The sequence below is a fragment of the Bradyrhizobium sp. SZCCT0148 genome (assembly GCF_018129985.1).
GTDB classification, from domain to species: Bacteria; Pseudomonadota; Alphaproteobacteria; order Rhizobiales; family Xanthobacteraceae; genus Bradyrhizobium; species Bradyrhizobium japonicum_H.
The window spans coordinates 546,346-571,684 of sequence record NZ_JAFCKT010000001.1 but is presented as its reverse complement, the minus strand read 5'-3'; the positions used below and the strand labels follow the sequence as shown (position 1 = coordinate 571,684).

Annotated in this window: 24 protein-coding genes, 1 other RNA gene and 1 pseudogene; 9 read left to right on the top strand and 17 right to left on the bottom strand. The window is 64.5% G+C overall.

What is annotated here, in order from left to right:
* Positions 1–29: 29 nt before the first annotated feature.
* From JQ580_RS02695 to JQ580_RS02680, 4 genes are read right to left on the bottom strand one after another with little or no spacing between them, the layout of a single operon-like run.
* Complete coding sequence (locus JQ580_RS02695; protein WP_212278192.1) at positions 30–794, bottom strand: amino acid ABC transporter ATP-binding protein; 765 nt, start codon at positions 792–794, stop codon at positions 30–32.
* A complete protein-coding gene (locus JQ580_RS02690; RefSeq protein WP_212278191.1) occupies positions 791–1,648 on the bottom strand; it encodes an amino acid ABC transporter permease in 858 nt (285 codons plus the stop codon). Before JQ580_RS02690 ends, JQ580_RS02695 begins: the two co-directional genes overlap by 4 nt.
* Positions 1,645–2,472 carry an ABC transporter substrate-binding protein gene (locus JQ580_RS02685; protein WP_212278190.1) on the bottom strand — a complete coding sequence of 276 codons (828 nt, stop codon included), beginning with the start codon at positions 2,470–2,472 and terminating at the stop codon, positions 1,645–1,647. The genes JQ580_RS02690 and JQ580_RS02685 overlap by 4 nt, the downstream gene beginning before the upstream one ends.
* A 39-nt stretch (positions 2,473–2,511) precedes the next feature.
* Complete coding sequence (locus JQ580_RS02680; RefSeq protein WP_212278189.1) at positions 2,512–3,468, bottom strand: N-carbamoyl-D-amino-acid hydrolase; 957 nt, start codon at positions 3,466–3,468, stop codon at positions 2,512–2,514.
* 151 nt (positions 3,469–3,619) lie between these two features.
* Here JQ580_RS02680 and JQ580_RS02675 point away from each other — a divergent pair, with 151 nt between their 5' ends.
* Both JQ580_RS02675 and JQ580_RS02670 read left to right on the top strand, forming a co-directional pair.
* Entirely contained in the window at positions 3,620–4,546 is a 927-nt protein-coding gene (locus JQ580_RS02675; protein ID WP_212278188.1) for a LysR family transcriptional regulator, read from the top strand.
* 30 nt (positions 4,547–4,576) lie between these two features.
* On the top strand, positions 4,577–5,290 hold the full coding sequence (locus JQ580_RS02670) for a type 1 glutamine amidotransferase (RefSeq protein WP_212278187.1): 714 nt from the start codon (positions 4,577–4,579) through the stop codon (positions 5,288–5,290).
* A 295-nt stretch (positions 5,291–5,585) separates the two neighbouring features.
* Here the strand turns inward: JQ580_RS02670 and JQ580_RS02665 are convergent, their stop codons facing one another.
* The 8 genes from JQ580_RS02665 to JQ580_RS02630 form a co-directional block, all read right to left on the bottom strand.
* Positions 5,586–6,053 (bottom strand): nuclear transport factor 2 family protein, encoded by a 468-nt coding sequence (locus tag JQ580_RS02665; protein ID WP_212278186.1) that lies wholly within the window; start codon positions 6,051–6,053, stop codon positions 5,586–5,588.
* A gap of 94 nt (positions 6,054–6,147) precedes the next feature.
* Positions 6,148–6,597: a tol-pal system-associated acyl-CoA thioesterase gene (gene ybgC, locus JQ580_RS02660; protein ID WP_212278185.1), complete on the bottom strand. Its 450-nt coding sequence runs from the start codon at positions 6,595–6,597 to the stop codon at positions 6,148–6,150.
* Between the two features lie 69 nt (positions 6,598–6,666).
* Positions 6,667–7,584, bottom strand: a complete 918-nt coding sequence (locus JQ580_RS02655; protein ID WP_212278184.1) for a metallophosphoesterase — start codon at positions 7,582–7,584, stop codon at positions 6,667–6,669.
* A 129-nt stretch (positions 7,585–7,713) separates the two neighbouring features.
* The gene (gene ruvB / locus JQ580_RS02650; protein ID WP_212278183.1) at positions 7,714–8,766 is read right to left on the bottom strand and encodes a Holliday junction branch migration DNA helicase RuvB; all 1,053 of its coding nucleotides are present in this window, start codon (positions 8,764–8,766) and stop codon (positions 7,714–7,716) included.
* Complete coding sequence (locus JQ580_RS02645; RefSeq protein ID WP_212278182.1) at positions 8,763–9,182, bottom strand: cytidine deaminase; 420 nt, start codon at positions 9,180–9,182, stop codon at positions 8,763–8,765. The genes ruvB and JQ580_RS02645 overlap by 4 nt, the downstream gene beginning before the upstream one ends.
* A gap of 41 nt (positions 9,183–9,223) precedes the next feature.
* Positions 9,224–9,841: a Holliday junction branch migration protein RuvA gene (gene ruvA / locus JQ580_RS02640; RefSeq protein ID WP_212278181.1), complete on the bottom strand. Its 618-nt coding sequence runs from the start codon at positions 9,839–9,841 to the stop codon at positions 9,224–9,226.
* Positions 9,842–9,983: 142 nt separating this feature from the next.
* On the bottom strand, positions 9,984–10,511 hold the full coding sequence (gene ruvC, locus JQ580_RS02635) for a crossover junction endodeoxyribonuclease RuvC (RefSeq protein WP_212278180.1): 528 nt from the start codon (positions 10,509–10,511) through the stop codon (positions 9,984–9,986).
* 210 nt (positions 10,512–10,721) lie between these two features.
* On the bottom strand, positions 10,722–11,468 hold the full coding sequence (locus JQ580_RS02630; protein WP_212278179.1) for a YebC/PmpR family DNA-binding transcriptional regulator: 747 nt from the start codon (positions 11,466–11,468) through the stop codon (positions 10,722–10,724).
* Positions 11,469–11,672: 204 nt separating this feature from the next.
* Between JQ580_RS02630 and JQ580_RS02625 the strand changes: the two genes are divergently transcribed.
* The 7 genes and pseudogenes from JQ580_RS02625 to JQ580_RS02595 all read left to right on the top strand — a co-directional run bounded on the left by JQ580_RS02625 (position 11,673) and on the right by JQ580_RS02595 (position 20,894).
* Entirely contained in the window at positions 11,673–13,421 is a 1,749-nt protein-coding gene (locus JQ580_RS02625) for a methyl-accepting chemotaxis protein (RefSeq protein ID WP_212278178.1), read from the top strand.
* A gap of 178 nt (positions 13,422–13,599) precedes the next feature.
* Positions 13,600–15,024: a methyl-accepting chemotaxis protein gene (locus JQ580_RS02620; protein WP_212278177.1), complete on the top strand. Its 1,425-nt coding sequence runs from the start codon at positions 13,600–13,602 to the stop codon at positions 15,022–15,024.
* A gap of 434 nt (positions 15,025–15,458) precedes the next feature.
* Complete coding sequence (locus JQ580_RS02615; RefSeq protein WP_212278176.1) at positions 15,459–15,623, top strand: hypothetical protein; 165 nt, start codon at positions 15,459–15,461, stop codon at positions 15,621–15,623.
* Between the two features lie 65 nt (positions 15,624–15,688).
* Positions 15,689–16,153 carry a (2Fe-2S)-binding protein gene (locus JQ580_RS02610; protein WP_212278175.1) on the top strand — a complete coding sequence of 155 codons (465 nt, stop codon included), beginning with the start codon at positions 15,689–15,691 and terminating at the stop codon, positions 16,151–16,153.
* A gap of 8 nt (positions 16,154–16,161) precedes the next feature.
* Positions 16,162–18,328 (top strand): annotated as a pseudogene (locus JQ580_RS02605) (xanthine dehydrogenase family protein molybdopterin-binding subunit).
* On the top strand, positions 18,325–19,668 hold the full coding sequence (locus tag JQ580_RS02600) for a c-type cytochrome (protein ID WP_212278174.1): 1,344 nt from the start codon (positions 18,325–18,327) through the stop codon (positions 19,666–19,668). The pseudogene JQ580_RS02605 and the gene JQ580_RS02600 overlap by 4 nt, the downstream one beginning before the upstream one ends.
* Before the next feature lie 89 nt (positions 19,669–19,757).
* Complete coding sequence (locus JQ580_RS02595) at positions 19,758–20,894, top strand: DSD1 family PLP-dependent enzyme (RefSeq protein WP_212278173.1); 1,137 nt, start codon at positions 19,758–19,760, stop codon at positions 20,892–20,894.
* A gap of 56 nt (positions 20,895–20,950) precedes the next feature.
* Here the strand turns inward: JQ580_RS02595 and JQ580_RS02590 are convergent, their stop codons facing one another.
* The 5 genes from JQ580_RS02590 to ssrS all read right to left on the bottom strand — a co-directional run bounded on the left by JQ580_RS02590 (position 20,951) and on the right by ssrS (position 25,170).
* Positions 20,951–22,027: a hypothetical protein gene (locus JQ580_RS02590; protein ID WP_212278172.1), complete on the bottom strand. Its 1,077-nt coding sequence runs from the start codon at positions 22,025–22,027 to the stop codon at positions 20,951–20,953.
* A 334-nt stretch (positions 22,028–22,361) separates the two neighbouring features.
* On the bottom strand, positions 22,362–23,066 hold the full coding sequence (locus JQ580_RS02585) for a tetratricopeptide repeat protein (protein ID WP_212278171.1): 705 nt from the start codon (positions 23,064–23,066) through the stop codon (positions 22,362–22,364).
* A gap of 362 nt (positions 23,067–23,428) precedes the next feature.
* Positions 23,429–24,253, bottom strand: coding sequence for a TIGR00282 family metallophosphoesterase (locus JQ580_RS02580; RefSeq protein WP_212278170.1), 825 nt, complete (start codon positions 24,251–24,253; stop codon positions 23,429–23,431).
* Positions 24,231–24,827 (bottom strand): 5-formyltetrahydrofolate cyclo-ligase, encoded by a 597-nt coding sequence (locus JQ580_RS02575; protein WP_212278169.1) that lies wholly within the window; start codon positions 24,825–24,827, stop codon positions 24,231–24,233. Before JQ580_RS02575 ends, JQ580_RS02580 begins: the two co-directional genes overlap by 23 nt.
* Before the next feature lie 181 nt (positions 24,828–25,008).
* A non-coding RNA gene (ssrS, locus tag JQ580_RS02570) (6S RNA) lies at positions 25,009–25,170 on the bottom strand.
* Positions 25,171–25,339: the final 169 nt, after the last annotated feature.

Below are 25,339 nucleotides of genomic sequence, written 5' to 3'. Positions count from 1 at the left end.
CTACGTGGTCCCCAATTTCCAATGACTGCCTAGATCACCGCCGAAAGAAATGCTTTGGTACGCTCCTCGCGCGGCGCACCCAATACGTCCGAGGCGCGCCCCTGCTCGACGATCGCGCCCTGGTCCATGTAGACGACGCGGTCGGCGACCTCGCGGGCGAAGCCGAGCTCGTGCGTCACGACCATCATGGTCATGCCGCTCTTCGCCAGTTCCTTCATGACGGCGAGCACCTCGCCGACAAGTTCGGGATCGAGCGCGCTGGTCGGCTCATCAAAGAGCATCAGCATCGGCTTCATGGCGAGCGCCCGCGCGATCGCGACGCGCTGCTGCTGGCCGCCGGAGAGCTCGGCGGGATAGGCGTTCGCCTTCGCGGACAATCCGACGCGGCGCAGCAGTTCGAGCGCTTCCGCACGCACCTCGTCAGATTTGCGGCCCTGCACCTGAAGCGGACCTTCGGTGATATTCTCCAGCGCGGTCTTGTGCGGAAACAAATTGAAGCGCTGGAACACCATGCCGGTCTTCAAACGCTGCCGCCCGATCTCGCGTTCGCTGAGCCGATGCAGCCGCCCGCCCTGCTCGCGCACGCCCAATAGCTCGCCGTCGAGCCAAATGCCGCCGGCATCCACTGCAGCGAGTTGATTGATGCAGCGGAGCAGCGTGGTCTTGCCGGAGCCGGAGGCGCCGATCAGGCACATCACCTCGCCGGGCCAGACGTCGAGCGAAACGCTCCGGAGAGCCTGGAACTCGCCAAAGTTCTTGGCGACGGAGCGGATCGCGACGAGGGGTTTTGTCATCGCGCGAGCCGCAATGTGCCGCGCGCAAAACGGCGTTCGAGCAGCATCTGGAGCGGCGTCAGGATCGAGACCACGAGCAGGTACCAGAGCCCGGCGACGATCAGGAGCTCGATGACGCGGGAATTGGCGTAATAGATGTTTTCGGCGTTGTGCAGCAGTTCCGGATACTGGATGACACTTGCGAGCGAAGTGGCCTTCACCATGCCGATGAACTCGTTGCCGAGCGGCGGAATCACCACGCGCATCGCCTGCGGCAGCACGATCCGCCGCAGCGCGCGCAGCCGCCCCATGCCGATCGCCTGCGCCGCTTCATACTGCCCGATGTCGACCGACAGCATGCCGGCGCGCATCACTTCGGAGGTGTAGGCGCCCTGGTTGATGCCGAGCCCGAGCAGCGCGGCAAGGAACGGCGTCATGACGTCGACGGCGCGTGCACTCCACAAGCCGGGAATGCCGATGGTCGGGAAGACCAGCGCAAGATTGAACCACAGCAGGAGTTGCAGGATCAGCGGCGTACCGCGAAACAGCCAGGTGTAGCCGGCGGCGACCGTCTTCAGCACCGGATTGGGCGACAGCCGCATGACCGCCACGACGATGCCAAGAAAAATGCCGAGCGCCATCGCCAGCACCGCCATCACCATGGTGTTGACGATGCCTTCGAGGATGACTTTTGCGGTCAGGAAGCGACTGACATAGGACCATTCGATCTGTCCGTTCGCAAATGCGCGTGCAATGGCCGCGAGCACGAGGACGATCAGCGCGGCGCTGAGCCAGCGAAACCAGTGCGGCTCGCGCGCGATCTGCATCCCGGACAGATCGGGAAAACCTTCCGCGAGTGCCGGCGCCGGCTTCATTGCGGCGCCGCGTTCAGCATGGGTTGGGCGACCGCGTTGCCTCCCAGGCCCCATTTGTCGAGAACCGCCTTGTAGGCGCCATCGGCGATCATGGCGGTGAGCTTCTCGGTCACGACCTCGCGCAAGGCAACATCGTCCTTGCGGAACATGATGCCTTGATAGCCCTTGGCGAAAGGCTCGCCGACGACGCGGTATTTGCCGGGCTCCTGCGTTTGCGCGTAAGGCAGCGTCTCGCTGCCCTGCACGGCGGCGTCGATACGGCCCTGCTTGAGCTGGTTGCGGACGTCGATCGAGTTTTCGCCTGGCACATACTGGATCGCGGGCCTGCCAACCGGCTCGCAATGCTGCTTGCTCCATTTCTCGATCTCGACCGGGAAGCTAGTGCTGCGGGTGGTGCCGACCTTCCTGCCGCAGAGATCGGTCGCGTCCTTGGCCTCGCTCTCCGCCATCACGAAGAACTGCGGGCCGGTTGCGAGATAATCGACGAAGTCGGCGGTCTCGCGCCGCGAGGCGCGGTCGGAGATGCCGGAGATGATGAAATCGGCGCGCCTGGTCTGCAGCGAGGGGATCAGCTCGGCAAACGGCGTCTCGCTCCAGACGATCTTGAGACCGCCGAGCCGCTTGGCGAGCTCATTGGCCAGATCGATGTCGAGCCCGACCAGCTCGTTGGTCGCGGGATCGCGATATTCCATCGGCGCGTATGTGGAGTTGACCGTGAGCTTCAGCGTACCCGCCTGCTTGATCTCCGCCGGAAGCTCGGCCGCCTGCGCCGGCGTCACGGCAGCCAAGGCTGCGAGAGCGAGGAATTGCGAAAGGCGTGTCATGTCAGCTCCTTTGCCAACGCCGTGACCGGCCGTTTGAAATCAATCCGCATCGAGGACGGCCGGCTCGATGACGCCGGCGCGTTCGGTGATCACCCTGTATTGCTCCGGCCGCCGATGGGCGGCGAAGTTGAACATCTTGTCCTTGCCCTGACGGCACAGGTCGAGATCGATGTCGGCGACGATCACTTCGTCGGCGAGCGTCTGCGCCTGGGCGACGATGCGGCCATTGGGATCGACGATGCAGGAGCCGCCGATCAGCCCGGAGCCGTCTTCCTCGCCCGCCTTGGCCACCGAGATCGCCCAGGTCGCGTTCATGTAAGCGTTGGCCTGCGTCACCAGCGTTGAATGGAAGGTACGGAGCGCCCCATCTTCCGTCGTGCCCCCATTTGGATCGTAGGCGGCAGAATTGTAGCCGATGCAGACGAGCTCGACGCCTTGCAGGCCGAGCACGCGCCAGGATTCCGGCCAGCGTCGATCGTTGCAGATCATCATGCCCATTATTGCGTGGGCCCAGGCCGAACCGGCGCGGAAAGCGGGAAAGCCGAGGTCGCCATATTCGAAATAGCGCTTTTCGAGCTGTTGGTAGCGTGCGCCCGGCCGTGGCTCCACCGAGCCCGGCAGATGCACCTTGCGATAGCGGCCGAGTATCTCGCCGTCGCGATCAACCAGCACGGCGCAATTGTAGCGGCGGCCGTCCGGTGTCAGCTCGGCATAGCCGACATAGAAGCCGACGCGCAGCGCGCGCGCACGATCGAACAGCTTTGTCACGGCCGGGTTCGGCATGCCGCGCTCGAAATAGCGGTCGAGCTCGTCGCCCTCGAGCAGCCAGCGCGGGAAGAAGGTGGTGAAGGCAAGCTCGGGGAACACCACGAGGTTGGCGCCGCGGCCGGCGGCCTCCTCCAGCAGTGCAAGCATCCGCGACAACGTGTGCTCGCGTGTATCGGCTTTTTGCGTCGGCCCCATTTGTGCTGCGGCGGCGCGAAGGACACGAACCAAGATTGCCTCCAATCTGTGCGCAGTGCTGCCTCAATGGGCGAATGAACCCTTTGATGCGACGTGCAAATTCGCTGCCATTACGGGCGAGCGGGGCTGCAAAATCAATTCGTTCTGCTATGATGTTTTGACCTCAAGTATAATCGGCAGTGATATGAACCTGCGTCAGCTCGAAATCCTGCGCGCCGTCATCCGCCATCGCACCACGGTCGCGGCCGCAGACGAGCTGGCGCTGTCGCAGCCCGCGGTCAGCAATGCGCTGAAGACGATGGAGGCGCAGGCGGGCTTTGCTTTGTTCGAGCGGGTCAACAACCGGCTGTTTCCGACCGCGGAAGCGATGGCGCTGTACAAGGAGAGCGAGGCCATCTTCGCGCTGCATGCAAAGCTCGAGAGCCGCGTGCGCGATCTGCGCGAGAACCGCTCCGGGCATCTCGCCATCGTGGCGACGCCGCCGCTGGCCTACAGCATTATTCCCTCCGCGCTCTCAGGCTTCCTGCGACGCCGCCCGGAAACGCGCGTGTTCTTCGACGTGCGGCGCTACGAGGGCATCATCGAGGGCGTGCTCAGCCGCGTCGCCGAGCTCGGTTTCGCGCTCGGGCTGACGCATCATCCCGGCATTGCGCATGAGGTGGTGCATACCGGCGAAATGGTGTGCGTATTGCCACTGCATCACCCGCTCGCAGGCAAGCCGGTGATCTCGGCTTCGGATCTGTCCGGCTTGCCCTTCATCGGACTCGAACGCGGCACGCGGCTGGGCGAAGCCGTGCGCGACAGTTTTGCCCGTGCCGGCGCGCCGTTCCAGCCGACCGTCGAGGTGCGCTACTGCAACACGGCCTGCGTGCTCGCCGCTGCCGGCGTCGGCGCCGCCGTGGTCGATCCCTACTCGCCGCGACAGAACGGCGGCAGCGGCCTCGTTGTCCGCCCGTTCACGCCGACGACGCACGCGGTCGCCTATATGCTATGGTCGGAGGCCGAGCCGCTGTCGCGTTTGGCCAAGGCCTTTCTCCACGAGGTGCGAAAGCAGAGCGCGCTGCTGGAGAGTACAGCGCCGCACCAGCAACATGGGGCAGAAAGCGACTGAGCTTCGCAACCTTTTGACCATGGGGGGCAGATGGCACGCATTACCATCATCGAGACCGGACAGGTCCCGCAAAGATACCGCGAGCAGCACGGCTCGTTCCCGGACATGTTCGAACGCATGGTCCGCGCCGAGGACCCCACGGCTACGGTGGACGTCGTCAGCATCCCGAATGGCGACGCGCTTCCCGATCCGGGCAAGCTCGAGGCCGTGCTGATCACAGGTGCTGCCGCCGGCGTCTATGACGGGCTCGACTGGATCGCGCCGCTGGAGGATTTCGTCCGCACTGCCTACGCCAACAAGACGCCGATGGTCGGCGTCTGCTTCGGTCATCAGCTGATCGCGCAGGCGCTCGGCGGCACGGTACGCAAATCCGAGAAGGGCTGGGGCATCGGCCGGCACGTCTATCGGGTGCTGCCGGAAAACGGCGTGGTCGATGGCGAAGTGGTCGCAATCGCCGCATCACATCAGGATCAGGTGATCGAGCCGCCCAACGATGCGCTGACGATCCTCTCGTCCGACTTCACCCCGCATGCCGGCCTGCTCTACGCCAACGGCACCACGCTGACGGTGCAGCCGCATCCGGAGTTCGACGTGGCGTTTGCGGAGGTATGCTGCGAGCTGCGTGACGGCAAGGTGCCGGAGGAAGTTATCGCGACGGCAAGGGCGTCGCTGGCGGAGCCGATGGACAGCGCGAAGCTGGGTGGGGCGATCACGAGGTTCCTGGCGAGGCGCACTACAATTTAGTTGCACACCCCTCTGCCTACTCCCCTTGAGTGTCTCCAATGATGGGGCATAAGCGTCCTTTGGACGCTTATGGTTGGACGGGAGCATGAGCCCAATTCGTCGCACAATAAGCTTGATCTTTCCCCTCGACCTAATCGTCATAGAGCTGTTGGCTCTGGTCTATTCCTATTCTTCGCGCTCGCTTGGAAAGTCTGGATGGTAACGGCCGCCGGTTTCGTAGCGGCGCCAGGCTGCATTTGGTTCTGGGAGGACTTCCCAAAAGCAAGAGCCAAGAGCAGTGAGGGAGGTTAGATCATCAGAACGGATCGGTCCCAAGTCCCGGCACATCCCCGGGCCGCGGCCCGGGCGCGGCCCAGTGAAACCGGCGGTCCTTCTCCGCGATCGCGATGTCGTTGATCGACGCCTCGCGTCGCTTCATTAAGCCGTGCTCGTCGAACTCCCACTGCTCGTTGCCGTAGGAGCGATACCACTGGCCGCCGGCGTCGTGCCATTCGTACTGAAAACGAACCGCGATGCGTTTGTCATCGAAGGCCCAGAGGTCCTTGATCAGGCGGTAATCCTGCTCCTTCTCCCATTTGCGGGTAAGGAACGCGACGATGGCTTCGCGACCCTGCAAGACTTCGGAGCGATTGCGCCAGCGGCTGTCCTCGGTGTAGGCGAGCGACACGCGCACCGGATCGCGTGAATTCCAGGCGTCCTCGGCCATGCGCGCCTTCTGCGCGGCGGTCTCACGGGTGAAGGGCGGAAGCGGCGGGCGTGACATGATGGCCTCATCGGTGAATTGAGGCCGCAAATCTATCGGCGTAATCGCTGGAGTCGAGTGGCCGTTGCCTATCGACTGATCACTTATCGGGCGATCACGAAATCAAATCGGCCTTCATCAATGCGCGAATCGATTTCGGAATCGGCTGGGCGCGGCCGCCGCTGATGAAGGCCACGCGGACCTCGGCTTTCACCAGAACCTCATTGCCGCGACGGACTTCCTGCGCCAGCATGATCGAGGCGCCCTTCACCGCAACCGGCCAGGTCACGACGTCGAGCACGTCGTCCATCCGCGCGGGCTTCAGGAAATCCAGATGCATCGAGCGCACCACGAACGCAAAGCCCGCGCCTTCGGTCTCCACCTGATCGAATAGTGCCTGCTGCTCGGCGCCCATCAGCCTGAGATGATTGGTGCGTCCGCGCTCCATGTAGCGCAGATAGTTCGCGTGATAGACGATGCCGGAGAAATCCGTGTCCTCGTAATAGACGCGGACCTGCATGTGGTGGCGGCCGTCGCGGATCTCGCCGTCGAGATGGGCAGTCACGTCGCGCGCCTCTTCGCTTCTTGCTACCGGCCCGTTTTGCGCAAAAACGGCCAGCCGCGCAAGCGCAGGTTACGCCACCGCCGGCGCTCGCCCCAGCGTCACCTCGACGATCTCAGGCGGCACGCCGACGCGGACCGGCATGATGCTGCAACCAAGGCCGCCGGAGATAATGAGGTCGCATTTCAGCCGAAAATGGCCATAGGCGAGCCGCAGGCCGTTCTTGGGCGAAACCGCCGGCGACCAGCCGAGCAGGCGAACCTGGCCGCCATGGGTATGGCCGGACAGTTGCAGCGCGACGCGCGAGGGTACCAGCGGCGCGATGTTGGGCTCGTGCGCGAGCAGGATGACCGGCGCATCGTCGGTGACCTTGGCGAGCGTGCCCGCGAGATCGTCGGCGCCGAGCCTGTGCATGCGGCCATAGCGCTTTGCGGGATAGTAGGCGAGCTGATCGCCGAGACCGGCGAGCCAGAACGGACGACCGTCCTTGCTGAGGCGCACGACGTCATTTTCGTAGACTGGAATGCCGACCGCCTCAAGCGCACGATGGGCGATGGTCGGCCCGTGCCCTGCCTGCTGCACCGTCCTGTCGTCCCAATAATCGTGGTTGCCCATCACGGCATGGACGCCGAGCGGCGCCTTCAGGCCGGCCAGCACCCTCGCCCATTCGCGCGACGGGATCAGGCGCGTGACCTGATGCACGCCGGCGACATAGTCGCCGAGCAGCACGATGATATCAGGCTTCAGCGCGTTCGTGCGATCGACGATCTCCGCGATCCGCTCCAGCGACATCCAGGGATCGCAGGCATGGATGTCGGCAATGGCGGCGATCTTCAGCGGAAGATCCGCCGGCCATTGCCGCGGCGCCGGATGGTAACGGGTGACGCGGAGCCGCAGAACCGGCTCGATGCCGACGCCATAAGCTGCGGTCGAGACGCCGAGGGCGGACAGACCGCCGATGGAACGGATGAGATGACGGCGCGTGATCATGGAAACCCGATCGTAATGCGCCTCGTTGATGCGGTCCGATTGGAGCGGAAATGGGGTGCGTTCGTGCAGGCCGTGTGCACGAGATTACCAGAAGTTCATGACAGAAGAAGCGCGCTGCGTTGGCGCAGCTCAGTCGTCGTTCTCGTCCGTGCCGAACAGGCCGAATTGGGTCGCTGCATCCCGCGAGGGCTCGGCGATGCCGAGATGGCGGAAGGCGTGCGAGGTGAGCAGTCGACCGCGCGGAGTGCGCTGGAGATAGCCGCACTGGATCAGATAAGGCTCGATGATATCCTCGATCGCATCGCGCGGTTCGGACAACGCGGCGGCCATGGTCTCGACGCCGACCGGACCGCCGCCATAGTTCATCGCGATGGTCGTGAGGTAGCGGCGATCCATCGCATCCAGGCCTGCAGCATCGACCTCGAGCGCGCTCAGCGCGTGGTCGGCGATCTTGCGATCGATCCTGTCGGCATCGGCGGCGGACGCGAAATCGCGCACGCGCCGCAACAGACGGCCGGCGATGCGCGGCGTGCCGCGGGCGCGGCGCGCGATCTCGTTGGCGCCATCGGCGCTCATGCCGACATTGAGCACGCGCGCGCCACGAGTGACGATGCTTTCCAGCTCCTCGATAGTGTAGAAATTGAGCCGGACGGGAATGCCGAAACGATCACGCAGGGGGTTGGTGAGGAGGCCTGCGCGTGTGGTGGCGCCGACGAGGGTGAATTTCGACAGCTCGATCTTGACCGAGCGCGCCGCCGGTCCCTCGCCGATGATGAGGTCGAGCTGAAAGTCCTCCATCGCGGGATAGAGCACCTCTTCCACCGCCGGGCTGAGGCGATGGATCTCGTCGATGAAGAGCACGTCGCGCTCTTCGAGATTGGTGAGGAGGGCCGCGAGATCGCCGGCCTTGGCAATTACAGGACCTGACGTCGCGCGAAAGCCGACGCCGAGCTCCTTGGCCACGATCTGCGCCAGCGTGGTCTTGCCGAGACCCGGAGGGCCGACGAACAGCACATGATCCAGCGCCTCGCCGCGCTTGCGCGCAGCCTCGATGAAAATCGAGAGATTCTTGCGCGCCTGCTGCTGCCCGACGAAATCGGACAGCGATTGCGGGCGCAGCGCGGTGTCGCCGACATCGTCGCTGCGGCGCTCGGGCGAGACCATGCGGGGTGGCGTGTTCACTCGTTGCCTCTGCGGTACTTGTTCGGCAGCAGTTCGCCGATCGTGACCACCTTCGGCGCGCTGCCATTATTTGGCACGATCACTTTCGCCTTGGCATCGTAGTCATGGATCAGTTCGCGGCAGGTGCCGCAGGGCGAAACGACGGCGATCTTACCAGGCTCGCCGGGCTTCGGATGGCGCACGGCGACGATGCTCTCGATGCCGTGGTCGCCGGTCTCCGTGATCGCGCGCCCGATCGCAATCGCCTCGGCGCAGATCGCGTTGCGGCCGATATAGGCATCGATATTGACGCCGGTCACGATCCGGCCGTCACGGGTGCGCAACGCCGCCCCCACCTCCTGCCAGTCGTTGCGGTAACGCTGGCTGATCGCGTCGGTCGCAGCGGCAATCAGCTCCTTATCCTTCTTGGTCAGCATTCGCGAGATATCGTCCCTGGTCGGTCTGCGGCGAACATAGCCTATTTCGCCAGTTCCTTCAGGCCAAGCCGAATGAGCTGCGCCGTCTCGGCGTTCTCACCCGCGCTACGCGAGGCCGATGCAATCGCAGCGGCCGCCTGCGGCTGACCGTAACCGAGATTGACCAGCGCCGAGATCGCATCCGCCACAGACCGCGGCGCGCGCTGGTCGTCGACGGCTCCGGCGAGATGCACGACGGCCGGATCGACATTGGCGAAGGCCGGCGCCTTGTCCTTCAATTCGGTGACGATGCGCTCGGCGACCTTGGGGCCGACGCCGGGCGTGCGCGCCACCGCGGCCTTGTCACGAAGCGCGATGGCATTGGCGAGATCGGCAGGTGCCAGCGTCCCGAGCACGGCGAGCGCGACCTTGGCTCCGACGCCCTGCACGGTCTGGAGCAGGCGAAACCATTCGCGCTCCTGGTCGGTGCGGAAGCCGAACAGCTTGATCTGGTCCTCGCGGACATAGGTCTCGATCGACAGCACGGCGGCCTCGCCCGGCGAGGGCAGATGCTGCAGCGTACGTGCCGAGCAATGCACCTGATAGCCGACGCCGCCGACGTCCAGGATCACATAGTCCTCGCTGTAGGAATCGATCAGGCCCTTGAGCTTGCCGATCATCGCACTTCCTCGGCAGTGTCTGACACGTCTCTCTTGTCATGGCCGGGCTTGTCCCGGCCATCCACGTCCTGGACACCGGCAAGGAACAAGGTCGATGTCCGGGACAAGCCCGGGCATGACGACAATGAATTGGATTGGCGGATCATAGCCCCGCCACCTTCAGCCTCAACGCGGTGCTCTGGCGGTGATGGGCGTGGGTGATGGCGATGGCGAGCGCGTCGGCAGCGTCGGCGGACGGCGGCTCGGCCTTTGGCAGCAGGATCTTCAGCATCATCGCGATCTGGTGCTTGTCGGCGTGGCCGGCGCCGACCACTGTTTTCTTGACCTGGTTCGGTGCGTATTCCGCAACGCTGACACCGAACATTGCGGGCGCCAGCATGGCGACGCCGCGGGCCTGGCCGAGCTTCAACGTGGCGACACCGTCCTTGTTGACGAAGGTTTGCTCGACCGCGGCTTCCATCGGCTGGTGGGTCGAGAGCACGGCCGCAAGCCCTTCGTGGATCGCGAGCAGGCGGCTCGCCAACGGCAGGTTGTCCGGCGGTTCCACCGAACCGCAGGCGACGTAGATCAGGCGATTGCCGTCAGCTTCGATCACGCCCCAGCCGGTGCGGCGCAGGCCGGGGTCGATGCCGATGATACGAACGGGGCCGCGAATCGGGAGCGCAGTCATCGGCCAGTGATAGCGGCTGGCCGCGGCGGGGGAAACAGAAACAGAACGAAAGTAACAGGGGAAAGGCGGTCTCGTGCCCCGGGCGCGACGCAGCGCGAAGCGGTGCAGCGCTGAACCGGGGCCATTTTGCCACCGATGCCCAGAGAATGGCGGGTCACGGCTCTGCGCAGCAGCTTTTCACGCTGCAGCGCGCCCGGGACAGGCTGGACTTCAGCCGCCCATCTTCGCCATCAGCGCGTCCGACACCTCGAAATTGGCGTAGACCTGCTGGACGTCGTCGTGCTCGTTGAGCAAGTCCATCAGCTTGAGGAGCTTCTCGCCGGTCTCGTCGTCGACCGCGACCGTGTTCTGTGGCTTCCAGATCAGCGCGGCCTTGCGCGGCTCGCCGAACTTGGCTTCCAGCGCCTTGGCGACGTCGCGATAACTCTCCGTCGACGCGTAGATCTCGTGGCCGCTTTCGCCGGAGACGACGTCGTCGGCACCGGCCTCGATCGCGGCATCGAGCACCGCGTCGTCGGAGGCGACGCTGCGGTCGTATTCGATGATGCCGGTGCGGTCGAACATGAAGGAGACCGAGCCGGTTTCGCCGAGATTGCCGCCGGATTTCGTGAAGAAGGAGCGGATGTCGGAGGCGGCGCGATTGCGGTTGTCGGTCAGCGCCTCGACGATGACGGCGACACCGCCGGGGCCATAGCCCTCGTAGCGGATCTCGTCATAGTTCTCGCCTTCGTTGCCGAGTGCTTTCTTGACGGCGCGCTCGATATTGTCCTTCGGCATATTCTCCTGCCGCGCCGCGATAATCGCCGCACGCAGGCGCGGGTTCATGGCAGGGTCTGGCGTGCCGAGCTTGGCAGCGACGGTGATTTCCCGCGCCAGCTTGCCGAACAGCTTCGACTTCTGGGCATCCTGCCGCCCCTTGCGGTGCATGATGTTCTTGAATTGGGAATGTCCGGCCATGCGTGGTCTCTCGGGGAATCGTCAGCCAAAAGGTGAGCGCGGGAAGCGCGGCCTTATAGGCCGCCAACTGCCCGGAATGAAAGAGGTTCTACGACTTTAAGGTAGTATCGTAGCACATCAGCCCAAAAGTCAGGCAACGTTAACCCTGATTTCATTCCGGCTTGCGAAAATAGCGTTTGCTCGTCCTCCGACAAGAGAGACCTGATGGCGTTCGGACTATTTCGGAAGCGTCCGCCGGACATGGCTGCGCCTGCGACTGCCCCAGCGGCTCCGCAGCCGGCGGCCCATTCCGAGCCCGTTCCCGCGGTCGAAACTGATTCGGCCCGGGAGATACTGGAACTGCTTGAACTCGAGCTCGGCGCCATGATCCGCCAACTCGAGCGCGCCGCCAATTCGGTGGCGGGCGGCGCCGAAGCGACCGCGGTGACGCTTGCCGCCATCCGCGACCGGACCGACGCCCTGACCGGCCGCACCAACGCCGCGCAATCGACCGCCTCCACCTTCGCCCAAGCCGCCGACAAGTTCACCCAGTCCGCGCTGGGGATCGGCGCGCAGGTTCGCGAGGCCGGCAAGCTCGCGGACGAGGCCAGCGCTGCGGCGCAGGAAGCCCGGGCCAATGTCGATCGCCTGCGCGAATCCTCCGCCGCCATCGGCAACGTCGTCAATCTGATCGCGCAGATCGCGCGGCAGACGACGCTGCTGGCGCTCAATTCGACGATCGAGGCCGCGCGCGCCGGCGCTGCCGGCAGAGGCTTTGCGGTCGTCGCGACCGAGGTCAAGGCCCTCGCGGTGCAGACGCAAGGCGCGACGGAAGAGATCACGAGGAAAATCGACGCGCTGCAGCGCGACGCGGCCGGCTCCGCGGATGCCGTGCACCGCATTTCGCAGGCGATCGAGGCGATCCGCCCGGTGTTCGAGACCGTCAACGGCGCGGTCGCCGAACAGAACGCCACCACCAGCGAAGTTTCCGGCAACGCCGCCAGCGCTTCAGAGTTCATCGTCTCGGTCGGCGCGAGCGCCGCCGAGATCGACGCCGCGACCAAGGCAGCCGAGAGCCACGGCGAGAATGTCGCGAGCGCCGGCAAAGCCGTCACCACTTTCGCACAGAAGCTGAAATCGCGCTGCGCGGTGCTGCTTGGCCAGAGCGAGCACGAGGACCGCCGCAAGACCGAGCGGTTGCCCTGCCATCTCAAATTCGAGAGCGCTCGCGGCGTGATGCCGGTCTACGAAATCGCGATGGACGGCGTGCTGATCGGCGGCGCGGATGCAGCCCGGCTCGCCCCGCAAGCGATCATCGAAGGCACCCTCGAAGCCGTCGGCGCCTGCCGCCTGCGCGTGATCGAGCACTCCAAGGCCGGCGCCCGCGCGCAATTCGTCAGTCCCGATGCCGGGCTCCGCGAAAAGATCGAGGACAGGCTCTGGTCGATCCACGAAGAGAACACCGAATTTGTCACCCGCGCCATGGAGGCGGGCAACGCGCTGACAAGGATCTTTGAACAAGCGGTTGCTCGCGGCGAAATCAAAATCGACGACCTGTTCGACACCGACTATGCCGAAATCGCCGGAACCGATCCGCAGCAATACCGCACGAAATATCTCGACTGGGCTGACCGCGCCCTGCCGCCGTTCCAGGAGGCCTTTCTGGCCAAGGACCAGCGCATGGCGTTCTGCGCCATGGTCGATCGCAACGGCTTCCTGCCGGTGCACAACCGGATCTATTCGCATCCGCAGCGTCCGGGCGACGCGGCCTGGAACACGGCCAACAGCCGCAACCGCAGGATCTTCAACGATCCGGCGGGGCTGGCGGCCGCGCGCAACCTGCGCTCGTACCTGGTGCAGAGCTATGCGCGCGACATGGGCAACGGCAATACGGTGATGATGCGCGAGATCGACGTCCCGATCCGCGTGCAGGGCCGGCACTGGGGCGGTTTCCGCACGGCTTACAAGCTTTAGAGCCGGGCCCGAAAGCAGGTGCCGCAGCTCTCGAACAGAATCGAGAAATAAGCCGCGAAATGCGCCTGAGTGCACGCTCAGGCAAGACGCCGGCCGCGAATCGTCCTTTTAAGCGGAATTGGAATGGGAATGCCGCCGTGAGCCGGGTCTACGGCTCTGTCTGGAGGACTCATCGAACATGTCCGTCGCACAACTTGCAGTCATGGACACCGGCTCCAATCGCACGCTGGCCGAGCGGCTGATTGACCAGCTTGCCGATCGCATCGGTGGCCTCGGCGTCGAACTCGCCGACATCGCCGGCAACGTCCAGGAAGTCGCAAACCGCGTCGCCAATCAGTCGGAACGGTTCCACCATCTCCAGAAGACCGCCGAAACGATGGTCTCGGCCAACCACGATATCGCCAATGCATCGCAGGCCGTGCAAACCACCACGTCGGCGGCGGTCGGCGAGATCGCGCAATCGCGCGGCGCCGTCGACGCCGCGGTCAGCCATATCTCCGAACTCGTCGCTGCGGTGGAGCGCATCGAAGCGCGCCTCAGCGCTGTCGGCTCGGCGCTGGCCCAGGTGGCAAAAGTCTCCGGCTCGATCGAGGCGATCGCGAAGCAGACCAATCTGCTCGCGCTGAACGCAACCATCGAAGCCGCCCGCGCCGGCAATGCCGGCCGCGGCTTTGCCGTGGTCGCAAGCGAGGTGAAGAACCTCGCGGAAGCCACCCGCCAGGCTACGCACCAGATCTCCGACACCGTGCGCGATCTCGACGGCCAGATCGAAGGCCTGATCGGCGAGAGCAGCGACGCCTCGCAGCGCGCGAAGACCGCCGGCGAAGGCGCCCAGCAGATCTCCGGCATCATCTCCCGGGTCCAGCAAGGGTTCGCCTCGGTGGAGGCGCAGATCGGCAGCGTCACGCGCGCGGCGACCTCCAATCTCGGACATTGCGACACCGTGATCAGCGAGCTGAACGAACTCGGGAAGGGCGTGGATCTCTCCTCGCGCGATCTCAAGAACGCCGACGAGCGGGTGGCGAAGCTGCTCGACACATCCGAGGGCCTGATCGCACTGATCGCCGACAGCGGCGTCGAAACGTCGGACACACCGCTGATCCGCATCGTGGTCGATACCGCCAGGCGGATCTCGGCCGAGTTCGAAGCCGCGATCGATCGCGGCGACATCACGCTCGCCCAGCTCATGGACGAAACCTACCGCGAAATTCCCGGCACCGATCCCAAGCAGTATCTCACCAACTACGTCGACTTCACCGACCGCGTGCTGCCCGCGATCCAGGATCCGCTCCAGAAATCCGATCCGCGCATCGTCTATTGCGTGGCCTGGGCGCGGAACGGATATTTGCCGACGCATAATCCCAATTACTGCTTGCCGCAGGGCAAGGACCCCGTGTGGAATAACGCCAATTGCCGCAACCGCCGCCTCTTCAACGACCGCACGGTCAAGAAGGTCGCGGGCAGCACGAAGCCCTTCCTGCTCCAGACCTACCGCCGCGACATGGGAGGCGGCCAGTTCGTGCTGATGAAGGACCTGTCGTCGCCGATCATGATCCGCGGCAAGCACTGGGGCGCCTTCCGGATGGGATTCCGGCAGGGCTGACGGACTCGCGCGGCGCGTCCTGAACCAAAAAATCGGAAAACAACCCCATGCACAGTAGCCGGGGCCTGCGAAATCAATGATTTACGCGGACAGGCTTCCGGCTCGTTTTGACGCGTCGGGCAAAACAGGGACACAACGTTATTTTCCGAAGTTCAACATCCGAGCTTGGCAGGGCCGGTTCAAGCGCCTCGTCCTTCGAGACGACCGTTTCGCGGGTCGCCTCAGCATGAGGCTTCACTGCATCGGTGTCCGTTGAAGCTGCTGCTGCGTACTCCGTCCTCATCCTGAAGGGTTGCCGGAAGCGGTGTCTCGAGGGATGGGCCGCAGGCAAGGCTCACAGTTGCGGCGCTCCGTCATCCGGCTTTCCCAATCGCACGACTTTCGTCATCGCATGATTTTGCGCATCCGCACGACGATCTCCGGACATCGACAACGTGCGCGACGAAAATGCGTCAAAAAATGACGCTTATCATATCAATCAGCCCAAAACACGTGCAGCGAGCGCCGCACAAATTTGTGAACATCATGGGCTGACGCGCTGGCAGCGCAAATATGCATTGCCGGAGATTGCGACGCTTCATCGTTTCGTATCGGTATGATTATTGTCGCGCGCGAATTCGCTGACTAGATCGCCGCAAGCGATCGAGCGAGCAAGGGGATGCATATGGCAATTGTTCTCACCATCAACGGCGAAACGAAATCGTTCGACGCGCCACCTGAAATGCCGCTGCTGTGGGTGCTGCGTGACATCCTCGGAATGACCGGCACTAAATTCGGCTGCGGAATCGCGCAATGCGGGGCCTGCACCGTGCATGTCGACGGCAAGGCCGTACGCTCCTGCGTGCTGCCTGTCAGCGCGGTCGAAAACCGCGCCATCACCACGATCGAACACATCGGCAGCACGCCTGCCGGCGCGAAGGTCCAGAAAGCCTGGCTCGATCTCGAAGTGATCCAGTGCGGCTATTGCCAGTCCGGCCAGATCATGTCGGCCGCGGCATTGCTGGCCGCCACACCCAACCCTGATGATTCCGACATCGACGCCGCGATGGCCGGCAACATCTGCCGCTGCGGCACCTACGTGCGCATCCGCGAGGCGGTCAAGCAGGCCGCCAACGGCCGTCAGTCGTGAGAATTGCCATGAATGCACACAACAGCGTCTCCCGCCGTTCGCTGCTGGCCGGCGGTCTCGCTACCGGTTTCCTGCTCGCCTTCCATCTGCCGCTGCGCGCGGCGGTCAACGAACCCTCGCAGCCGGCGGATGCGACCGACGGCAAGTTCGCGCCGAACGCCTTCATCCGCATCGACGAGACCGGCCGCACCGTGCTGATGATGCCGCAGGTCGAGATGGGCCAGGGCACCTACACTTCGATCTCGATGATCTTGGCGGAAGAGCTCGATGCCGACTGGGCAAAAGTCGAGGTGCTGCACGCGCCGCCCGATGACAAGCTCTACGCCAATCCCGCTTTCGGTCTGCAGGCAACCGGCGGTTCGACCTCGATCCGCGCGTGGTGGAAACCGCTGCGCCGCGGGAGCCAGCGCGCGGGCGATGCTGGTGCAGGCCGCAGCGGCGCAATGGGGGGTCGATCCTGCCAGCTGTACGGCCGCGAAGGGCGAAGTCATTCACGCCACGAGCGGACGCAAGCTCGGCTACGGCGCGGTAGCACTCGCCGCGCAAGGCCAGACCCCGCCGAAGGACGTTCCGGTCAAGGATCCCAAGGACTTCGTTCTCATCGGCCAGTCGCTGAAGCGGCTGGATACGCCGGACAAGGTCAACGGCAGGGCCGTCTACGGCATCGACGCGATCCTGCCCGACATGAAGATTGCCGTGATCGCGAACTGCCCGGTATTCGGCGGCAAGGTCGGAAAGGTCGACGACAGCGCCGCAGTGAAGGTCGCCGGCGTGCGCAGGGTCGTCGTGCTCGACGACGCCGTCGCTGTGATCGGCGATCATATGTGGGCGGCAAAGAAAGGTCTTGATGCGCTCAAGATCGAGTGGGACGAGGGAGCGAACGCCGCGATCAGCACCAGTGACATCTGGCAGAACCTGCGTGATGCGAGCGCGAAGGACGGCGTGGTCGCGAAATCGACTGGCGACATCGCCAAGGCGCTCGCAAGCGGCGACAAGTTCGAGGCGGCTTACGAGCTGCCGTTCCTCGCGCATGCGTCGATGGAGCCGATCAACGCCACCGTGCGGGTCACGAAGGACTCCTGCGAGATCTGGACCGGCACGCAGATCATGACGCGCGTGCAAGCGGAGGCGGCGAAGGCCGCGGGTGTCCCCGTCGACAAGGTGATCGTCAACCAGCACCTGCTTGGCGGCGGCTTTGGACGCAAGCTCGAACCGGACATGGTGGTCGCGGCGGTGAAAGTCGCCAAGCAGGTCGACTATCCCGTCAAGGTGATATGGACCCGCGAGGAGGACATCCAGCACGACGTCTACCGTCCGGTCTATCGCGACCAGATCGTCGCGTCGCTGGTCGACGGCAAGGTCTCGGGATGGAAGTACAAGGTCGCCGGCTCCGCAGTGCTGGCGCGCTGGCTGCCGCCGGCCTTCCAGAAAGGCATCGACATCGACGCGATTGATGCCGCCGTCGATGCGCCTTACGACTTCGCCAACTTCCACGTCGAATATGTCCGTGCCGAACCGCCGGCGGTGCCGACCGGCTTCTGGCGCGGCGTCGGCCCCAACAACAACGTGTTCGCGGTCGAATGCGCGATGGACGAACTCGCCCGCAAGGCCGGCAAGGACCCGGTCGAGTTCCGAAGGTCCATGCTGACCAAGAATCCGCGTGCGCTCGCGGTGCTGAACCTGGTCGCCGAAAAGTCCGGCTGGGGCCAGCCCTTGCCGCCGCGCGTCGGCCGCGGCGTCTGCGTGCAGCCGTCATTCGCGAGCTTCCTCGCGACCGTGGTCGAGGCCGAGATCGACGACATCGGAGAGATCAAGCTCCGCCGTGTCACCTCGGTGGTCGACACCGGGATCGCGGTCAACCCCGATACGGTGAAGGCGCAGATCGAGGGCGGGCTGATCTTCGGCCTCACCGCTGCGCTCTATGGCGAGATCACCATCGAGAAGGGCCGCGTGCAGCAATCCAACTTCCACGACTACCGCATGATGCGCATCAACGAGACACCGAAGATCGAGGTGATCGTCGTCAAGAGCGGTGAAGCGCCCGGCGGCATCGGCGAAGCCGGCGTCAATGCCGGACCGCCTGCGCTGCGCAACGCAATTCTCGCCGCGACCGGCGTGACGCTGCGGCGCATGCCGATCGATCGAAAACTGCTGGCTGTGGGGAAGAAGGCATGAGCGGCAAGATGCGTATCCTCACAAGTCTGGGCGTGATCGCCATCGTCGCAGCGGCGCTCGGCGTCTGGATCATCCGCGGACCCGGCCCGCTCGACTTTGCCGGCGGCACCAAGGTGACGTTGGCGGATTACCGGGCGGGCAAGCCGAGCGGCGTGCCGGCCAAGCTCGAGAAGGCCAGCCTGGTCGAACGCGGCGAATACCTTGCAAAGGCCGCCGACTGCATGGTGTGCCACACCAAGCCGGGCGAGAAGGAGTATTCCGGCGGGCTCGGCTTCAAGCTGCCGTTCGGCACGCTTTACTCCACCAACATCACGCCGGACAAGGACACCGGGATCGGCAATTACAGCGACCAGGATTTCCTGAACGCGGTCCAGCACGGCCAGCGCCGTGACGGCGCCCGGCTTTATCCAGCGATGCCGTACACGTCCTACACCTTCATGACCGACGAGGACGTGCTGGCGGTGAAGGCGTATTTGTTCAGCCTGCCGCCGGTGCGCGCCAAGGCGCCGGAGAATACGCTGTCGTTCCCGTTCAACCAGCGCTGGGCGATGGTCGTCTGGTCGGCCGTGTTCAATCCGGACACGCGCTTTGCGCCCGACACCTCGAAGAGCCCGGAGTGGAACAGAGGCGCGTATCTCGTCGAAGCGCTGGCGCATTGCGGCGAATGCCACACCCCGCGTAATCTCGGTTTCGCGCTGGATAACCGCAGGAAGTTCGCCGGCGCGATCACGGCGGGCTGGCGCGCCTTCAACATCTCCTCCGACAAGGCGACCGGTCTCGGCAACTGGAGCGATGCGGACCTGATCTCGTACCTGTCGCTCGGCCATGCGCCGGGCCACGGCGCGGCCTCGGGTCCGATGGGCGAAGCGGTCGACCACAGCTTAAGCCAGTTCGCCCCCGAAGACATCCGCGCCGTCGTTGCTTACCTGCGCAGCGTACCGCCACAGCCGTCGCCCGATCTGCCTGCCACCACGGCGCCCGTCGCGCCCGCCTCGCACAAGGACGGCATCACGGCGGACGCGCGCGGCAAGATGCTGTTCGCGGGCGCCTGCGCCTCTTGCCACGGCTGGAGCGGCGAGAGCCCGGTGTCGCCGATGGCGACGCTGACCGGCACCTGGGCGGTCAACGATCCCGCCGCCACCAACGTCGCGCAGATCGTGTTGTCAGGCACCAAGCGGCACACGCCGGATGGCGCGCTGTCGATGCCGGCGTTCGGCAATGCGTATACGGACGACGAGATCGCGGCGGTGGCGAACTACGTGACGGCGCGGTTTGGAGCGAAGGGCTCGAAGCTAACGGCGAAGGATGTGGCGGAGTTGAGGGAGCAGACGGCGGAGTAGGTGTCGCCACTGGTGCGGCGACCGTTGTTGCCATAGAAAGGCTGCCGCACATTCGGGGCGCGGACCCGAATCCAATCGACTGGCTTTCGATGTCCCTTCCACCCGCCCAAATCGGCGCGCCGTTGTCCGAGATCGATACGCCGGCGCTGATCATCGACCTCGACGCCTTCGAGCGCAATCTCGACACGATGGCAGCAGCGGTCGGCAAGCTCGGCGTCCGGTTGCGTCCGCATGCGAAGACCCACAAGTCGCCGATCATCGCGGCCAAGCAGATCGCGCGCGGCGCCGTCGGCCTATGCTGCCAGAAGGTCGCCGAGGCCGAGGTCCTGGTGGCGGGCGGGGTAAGCGACGTGCTCGTCAGCAACGAGGTGGTGGGCCTGCGGAAGCTGGAACGGCTCGCGGCGCTCGCGCGCCACGCACGCATCAGCGTTTGCGTCGACGATTCCATCGCTGTCGAGCAACTGGCGCTCGCCGCGGAGCGGGCCGGCTCGCACATCGAGGTGCTGGTCGAAATCGACGTCGGCGCCGGTCGCTGCGGCGTCAGGCCGGGCCCGGCGGCAGCCACCCTGGCGCGGCAGGTGGCGGGGTCACGCTACCTGTCGTTCGGCGGCTTGCAGGCCTATCACGGCTCCGCCCAGCATTTGCGCACGCCGGAGGAGCGGCGCGCGGCCATCACCAGCGCCGCGAACGCGACCACGGAGACGCTGCGCGCCCTCGAGGACGCGGGCTTTCAATGCCGGACGATTGGAGGCGCGGGAACCGGGACCTTCGAGCTCGAAGGCGCGAGCGGCATCTGGAACGAATTGCAGGCCGGCTCCTATATTTTCATGGACGCCGACTACGCCAAGAACGTCGCCGACGGGCCGCGCAACGCCAGTCCGTTCGAGCATGCGCTGTTCGTGATCGCGACCGTGATGAGCACAGCCTCCGGCGAACGCGCGGTCATCGATGCCGGCCACAAGGCCCTGTCGAACGACAGCGGATTTCCGGCGGTGCTGGGCCGTCCCGACCTACGCTATCACAGGCCCTCGGACGAGCACGGCGTGCTCGAGTTCGACAGCGCTTCGTTGCGGCTGGCGCTCGGCGACAGGGTGACGCTGATCCCCGGTCATTGCGACCCGACCGTCAATCTCTACGACTGGTATGTCGGCGTGCGCGGCTTCAATACGCCGGACGCCCGCGTGGAAGCGCTTTGGCCGATCGCGGCGCGCGGCGCCGTCACCTGAGATGGATGCGTGATCGCGCGTCGATCTCCGCCGTCGTCCCGGATGAGCGAACTTAGCTAGGGTAGTTCCTTTGTCATCGTAAAGGGATTGAACCCACATTCCGCGAGGGCAGCCCACGAAGCCGCGCCAAGGTGTGACAATCGGAAATAGTTTCGCGGTTTGGTCGGGTCGGTATCCAACACGAACCCCGTCGGTAACGCGCGGACAGTCGTGGCATAGAACCCACCATCGGGCGACCTCTGCGATTCGATGACAGCGATCAACGATTCTGCCCTCTCAGTCTTGCCGAGCAATTTCATCAAGAGGGCCATTTGGCCAGTACCTTCGGTCCACACACCGTCGCGGTCTTCACCGTAAGAAAATCCTCCGCCGACACTCATTCGCTGTTCGGCCGTCGTCATTGCCGATGCAAATTTTCCGGCCGCTCCGTGAAGCGCCGTCAAAGGCCAGATCTGGGCATCCAGAGCCAAAATCGGATTATGCGTAACACCGTCTTCAGCGGTCCCTGCGGCAAAGCAGGCGCACCCCGGATTCCACATCGTATTGACGAAGTACTCGGCAACCGTTGACTTATCGCGCCAGTGCGCCTCGCCTGTACGCATCGCAAGAAGGCCAAATGCGGCGGCGAGGTCAGTATTATGTTCAGTCGATTTCCACGTCCGCACTTGTGGCGTCGGTTCATGCCCAAACGTCCCACCCGTGAAACCGCCAGTACCGCGCGTATCGGCCCATTGCGCGATCCAAGCGCCAAGGCGCGCTGCACCATCGCGGAACCCGGCGCCGGTGTTTACATCATCAATCGACAGCAACGCCAACATGGCCCATGCGATGTTACCAACATCGCTACCCACCTGATATCGATCCTCTAACCATTTGTTTTGAGCATTGTCCCACCACCCTGGGAGCTTGGCGGAGCCACTTGCCACCACACCCGCTGCGTATGCGTTCCGGAGCCTGCCATCATGCCAGCTGCGATCGTTATCGATGGCCCATAGGATCGCCGAGCCAATTCGATACGCTTTGTCTCGCTCGCCGCAACCGACCAACGCGATGGCGGCAACCGCATTGTCATAGAGGTAGGCGGCGCCATGGAGCGGCCCCGATTCGACGGTCGGATAGCTGGGCAGGAACAACGGCCCTGATGGCGCTGCCTTATCGGGTAAACCAGCGAGATATCCGCACGCCGACGCTGCCGGCGCTGCTTGAGCCCAGAGTGGAGTGGCGACCCCAATGATCGTGCAATACGTTGCGATCCATGCGAAGGTTGCTATTCGGCCCACTGCTGCTCTCCGGGTGGACGATGGCCCTATCTATACCCATGGGACGATGTCTTGAAGTGGCGCTGCGGTTCATCCTTGAGAGCGTAGCGGAGTCCGCTTCCGAGTGTTGGGCCGGCTCATCTCCTGCCGCCGCGGGACGGCTGTTGACGACCCACAGCAGACGTCGCCTCCGCGAGGCCCGGGAACACTACCGTTCCGGTTTCGACTTCCACTCAACCGCCAGCTTCTGCGCTTCGGCGATCTGTGTCGGGGTCATCTTCTGCGCGATGCGATTTCGATTGCTGATCGCATCTTGGTCACTTCGCGCAGCCGCCAAACTGAGCCACATGTATGCTTGAATATTGTCTTGCTGCACGCCTAGTCCCGTAGCGTAACAGAGGGCAAGATATACCTGCGCTCCAATATGACCTTGGTCTGCAGCGCGGCGAAACCACTTCGCAGCCTCGATCCGGTTCTCGGCTACGGCCACGCCCGCGAAATGCAGGACCCCGACGTTGAACTGCGCACCCTCGTTACCGCCCTCGGCAGCAAGGTGATACAATTTCAATGCTTCAGCCTTGTTCTGAGGCACCCCATTGCCGTTGTCGTACAATGTCCCCAGGTTGTACTGAGCGAAGGTATGGCCTTGATCGGCTGCGAGGCGCCACCACTTGGCAGCCTTAGCGTAATTTTTCGGAACACCCTGGCCGCCGTCGTACATGAACCCGAGTGCGTACTGCGCTTCGGCATTGCCTTGATCGGCCAGCGGACGCCAGAGCCGTAGCGCGGTTGCGTAGTCGCGCCTGCTATGCGCCGCCTGCGCGTCCTCTAGCGGCCCCGCAACAGCGGATCCCGCCATCGACAGCGGCGAAGCGAGCGCGAGGAAGACCAGGAGGATCCGGACGATCGGCATGAGAAACCTCAATTGGCGTCGCGCGATAGGCCGGCGCGCGCCGCCGTCGCGACGATGGCAGCTTGTTTGTAGCGGGTCTCCCGCGAAAGGTTCACTGCCGACGGCTCTTGCGGACACAATCGAACGCCATTGCGCATGAGCCCGGATCCGTGCCTTTGCGAGCAGATCGCCTATCGGCCCGAAGCTGAACTTCGCGGCGATGCGCGCTGAGAGGCGCTTCTGATCCGAAGCGGAAGTTGCCACACGACGATCAAGACTGAGCTAACCCGACGCCCCTCGAGTTGCCCGCCGATGTCCGCTGCTGAGGGCAAAGTTGATGTGGTCGTCGGGGGGGGACAACACCGGGTGAGTGGCTTTGGCTTTCAGCTCAACCAGAATTTCGGTGTCGCCGGCTCCAGCCGTCCGCCCATGCGCACCGGCGCAACCCGTAGCGCGAGGCCCGTCGCGTCATCCGTCTCCACCGCAACACCACTGAGCGTCGCCGCACCCGCGGCCGGCTCGAACCGGCCCGACGGAATCCCCGACGTGAATCTCCGCAGCGGCTCTTCCTTCTGCATGCCGATGATGGAATCGTAATCGCCGGTCATGCCGGCATCGGTCATGTAGGCGGTGCCGCCTGAGAGGATCTGGTGGTCGGCGGTCGGCACGTGCGTGTGCGTGCCGACGACGAGGCTGGCGCGGCCGTCGCAGAAGAAGCCGATGCCCTGCTTCTCGCTGCTCGCCTCGCAATGGAAGTCGACGACGATGGCGTCGGCGGCAACGCCGAGCGGACAGGCACCGAGTTCGCGCTCCAATGCTGCGAAGGGATCGTCGAACGGGGTCATGAAGACGCGCCCCAACGCGTTGACGACGAGGGCATGCCTGCCGTTCTTGGTTTCGACCAGGGCGGCGCCCCGGCCGGGCGTGCCTCGCGGATAGTTGGCGGGACGCACCAGGCGCTCGGCGCGCTCGATGAACACCAGCGCCTCACGCTGGTCCCAGGAATGGTTGCCGAGCGTCACCGCGTCGGCACCGGCATCGAGAAACTCCTGATAGATCGCTTCCGTGATGCCGAAGCCGCCGGCGGAATTCTCGCCGTTGACCACCACCAAATCGAGCGACCAGTCCTTGACCAGGCCGGGCAGATAGTCGGCGATCGCCGTGCGTCCCGCACGGCCGACGACGTCACCCACGAAGAGAATGCGCAACTTCAGAACTCCGGAAATCGAACACGTCCGATTCCGTTAGCACATAATCCAGTGCAACGTCGTGGGCTAGTGCCGGAACCGCCTTGATCTCCTGCGCCGCAAAAGCGAGCCCGATGCCGACGATATTCTTGGTCTTGCGCAGATGCGCAAAGGTGAAATCGTAATGCCCCGCACCATAGCCGATGCGATGGCCCAGGCGATCGAAGGCCGCGAGCGGCGTCAGCATGATGTCCGGAATGACCTCGGCCGCCGCCGGCGAAGGCTCGGGAATGCCGAGCGGGCCAAGCATCAGGCGGTCGTTCGGATGGAAGATGCGGAAGATCAGCGACTGGCCGCGCGCGGTGACGCAAGGCAGCGCCAGCTTTGCGCCCTGCTCCGCGAGCTTCTTCAGCAGCGGCATCGGATCGATCTCGCTGCGGATCGGCGAATAGCCGGAGACGATGCTGCCAGGCAGCAGTTCGAACGGCAGCCCACGCTTGGCGAGCTTTGCGGCGGCCGTGGCGCGCTTCTTCTCGCTCAGCGCGTCGCGCGCGGCGAGGGCCTTGGCACGGAGTTCGGCTTTGGTGTTGGTCATGCGCGTCCCCCACGTCATCACCCGCGCATGCGGGTGATCCAGTATTCCAGGGCGTTAGTGCTTCACACAAATGCCGCGGCGTACTGGATGCCCCGCCCCGTGCGCAATCGCGCACTCTGGGAGGCATGACGCCTGTTGAACTGGCCGCCGTCATTCAACAAGCGCGAACCAAAGAAAACAGTGCGAAGCCGCGTACGCCGTTGAAGCACTCGATCCCGGAGTTCCCTACGAAAGTAGGTGGGCACCATATGTCCGGGCCCACGGGCCCGGCCAGGGACAGTTCCCTAAAGGATCGATAAGGCCCCGGGGATATTATGGCTCCTGACGCGCGTCGCAGCCTCGCCCAAGCAATGTAACAACGATGCTGACGAATCGCCAGCCCGGCGGAAGTACCGAACTTCGGCATCATCAAGCGGGTGCGAGCCAGGACGGAGGTCCGCTCCGTCCCCCGCTAGCGGGGGAGGGTTGGGGAGAGGGTTGTCTGCGCAACGGGACAATCCCCCAGAGGACAG

What these genes read in the sequence shown, in the direction of transcription:
- JQ580_RS02695 (WP_212278192.1), bottom strand. Translation starts at nt 794, where the DNA reads ATGACAAAACCCCTCGTCGCGATCCGCTCCGTCGCCAAGAACTTTGGC.
- JQ580_RS02690 (WP_212278191.1), bottom strand. Translation starts at nt 1,648, where the DNA reads ATGAAGCCGGCGCCGGCACTCGCGGAAGGTTTTCCCGATCTGTCCGGG.
- JQ580_RS02685 (WP_212278190.1), bottom strand. Translation starts at nt 2,472, where the DNA reads ATGACACGCCTTTCGCAATTCCTCGCTCTCGCAGCCTTGGCTGCCGTG.
- JQ580_RS02675 (WP_212278188.1), top strand. Translation starts at nt 3,620, where the DNA reads ATGAACCTGCGTCAGCTCGAAATCCTGCGCGCCGTCATCCGCCATCGC.
- JQ580_RS02670 (WP_212278187.1), top strand. Translation starts at nt 4,577, where the DNA reads ATGGCACGCATTACCATCATCGAGACCGGACAGGTCCCGCAAAGATAC.
- JQ580_RS02665 (WP_212278186.1), bottom strand. Translation starts at nt 6,053, where the DNA reads ATGTCACGCCCGCCGCTTCCGCCCTTCACCCGTGAGACCGCCGCGCAG.
- JQ580_RS02655 (WP_212278184.1), bottom strand. Translation starts at nt 7,584, where the DNA reads ATGATCACGCGCCGTCATCTCATCCGTTCCATCGGCGGTCTGTCCGCC.
- JQ580_RS02645 (WP_212278182.1), bottom strand. Translation starts at nt 9,182, where the DNA reads ATGCTGACCAAGAAGGATAAGGAGCTGATTGCCGCTGCGACCGACGCG.
- ruvA (WP_212278181.1), bottom strand. Translation starts at nt 9,841, where the DNA reads ATGATCGGCAAGCTCAAGGGCCTGATCGATTCCTACAGCGAGGACTAT.
- ruvC (WP_212278180.1), bottom strand. Translation starts at nt 10,511, where the DNA reads ATGACTGCGCTCCCGATTCGCGGCCCCGTTCGTATCATCGGCATCGAC.
- JQ580_RS02630 (WP_212278179.1), bottom strand. Translation starts at nt 11,468, where the DNA reads ATGGCCGGACATTCCCAATTCAAGAACATCATGCACCGCAAGGGGCGG.
- JQ580_RS02625 (WP_212278178.1), top strand. Translation starts at nt 11,673, where the DNA reads ATGGCGTTCGGACTATTTCGGAAGCGTCCGCCGGACATGGCTGCGCCT.
- JQ580_RS02620 (WP_212278177.1), top strand. Translation starts at nt 13,600, where the DNA reads ATGTCCGTCGCACAACTTGCAGTCATGGACACCGGCTCCAATCGCACG.
- JQ580_RS02610 (WP_212278175.1), top strand. Translation starts at nt 15,689, where the DNA reads ATGGCAATTGTTCTCACCATCAACGGCGAAACGAAATCGTTCGACGCG.
- JQ580_RS02600 (WP_212278174.1), top strand. Translation starts at nt 18,325, where the DNA reads ATGAGCGGCAAGATGCGTATCCTCACAAGTCTGGGCGTGATCGCCATC.
- JQ580_RS02595 (WP_212278173.1), top strand. Translation starts at nt 19,758, where the DNA reads ATGTCCCTTCCACCCGCCCAAATCGGCGCGCCGTTGTCCGAGATCGAT.
- JQ580_RS02585 (WP_212278171.1), bottom strand. Translation starts at nt 23,066, where the DNA reads ATGCCGATCGTCCGGATCCTCCTGGTCTTCCTCGCGCTCGCTTCGCCG.
- JQ580_RS02575 (WP_212278169.1), bottom strand. Translation starts at nt 24,827, where the DNA reads ATGACCAACACCAAAGCCGAACTCCGTGCCAAGGCCCTCGCCGCGCGC.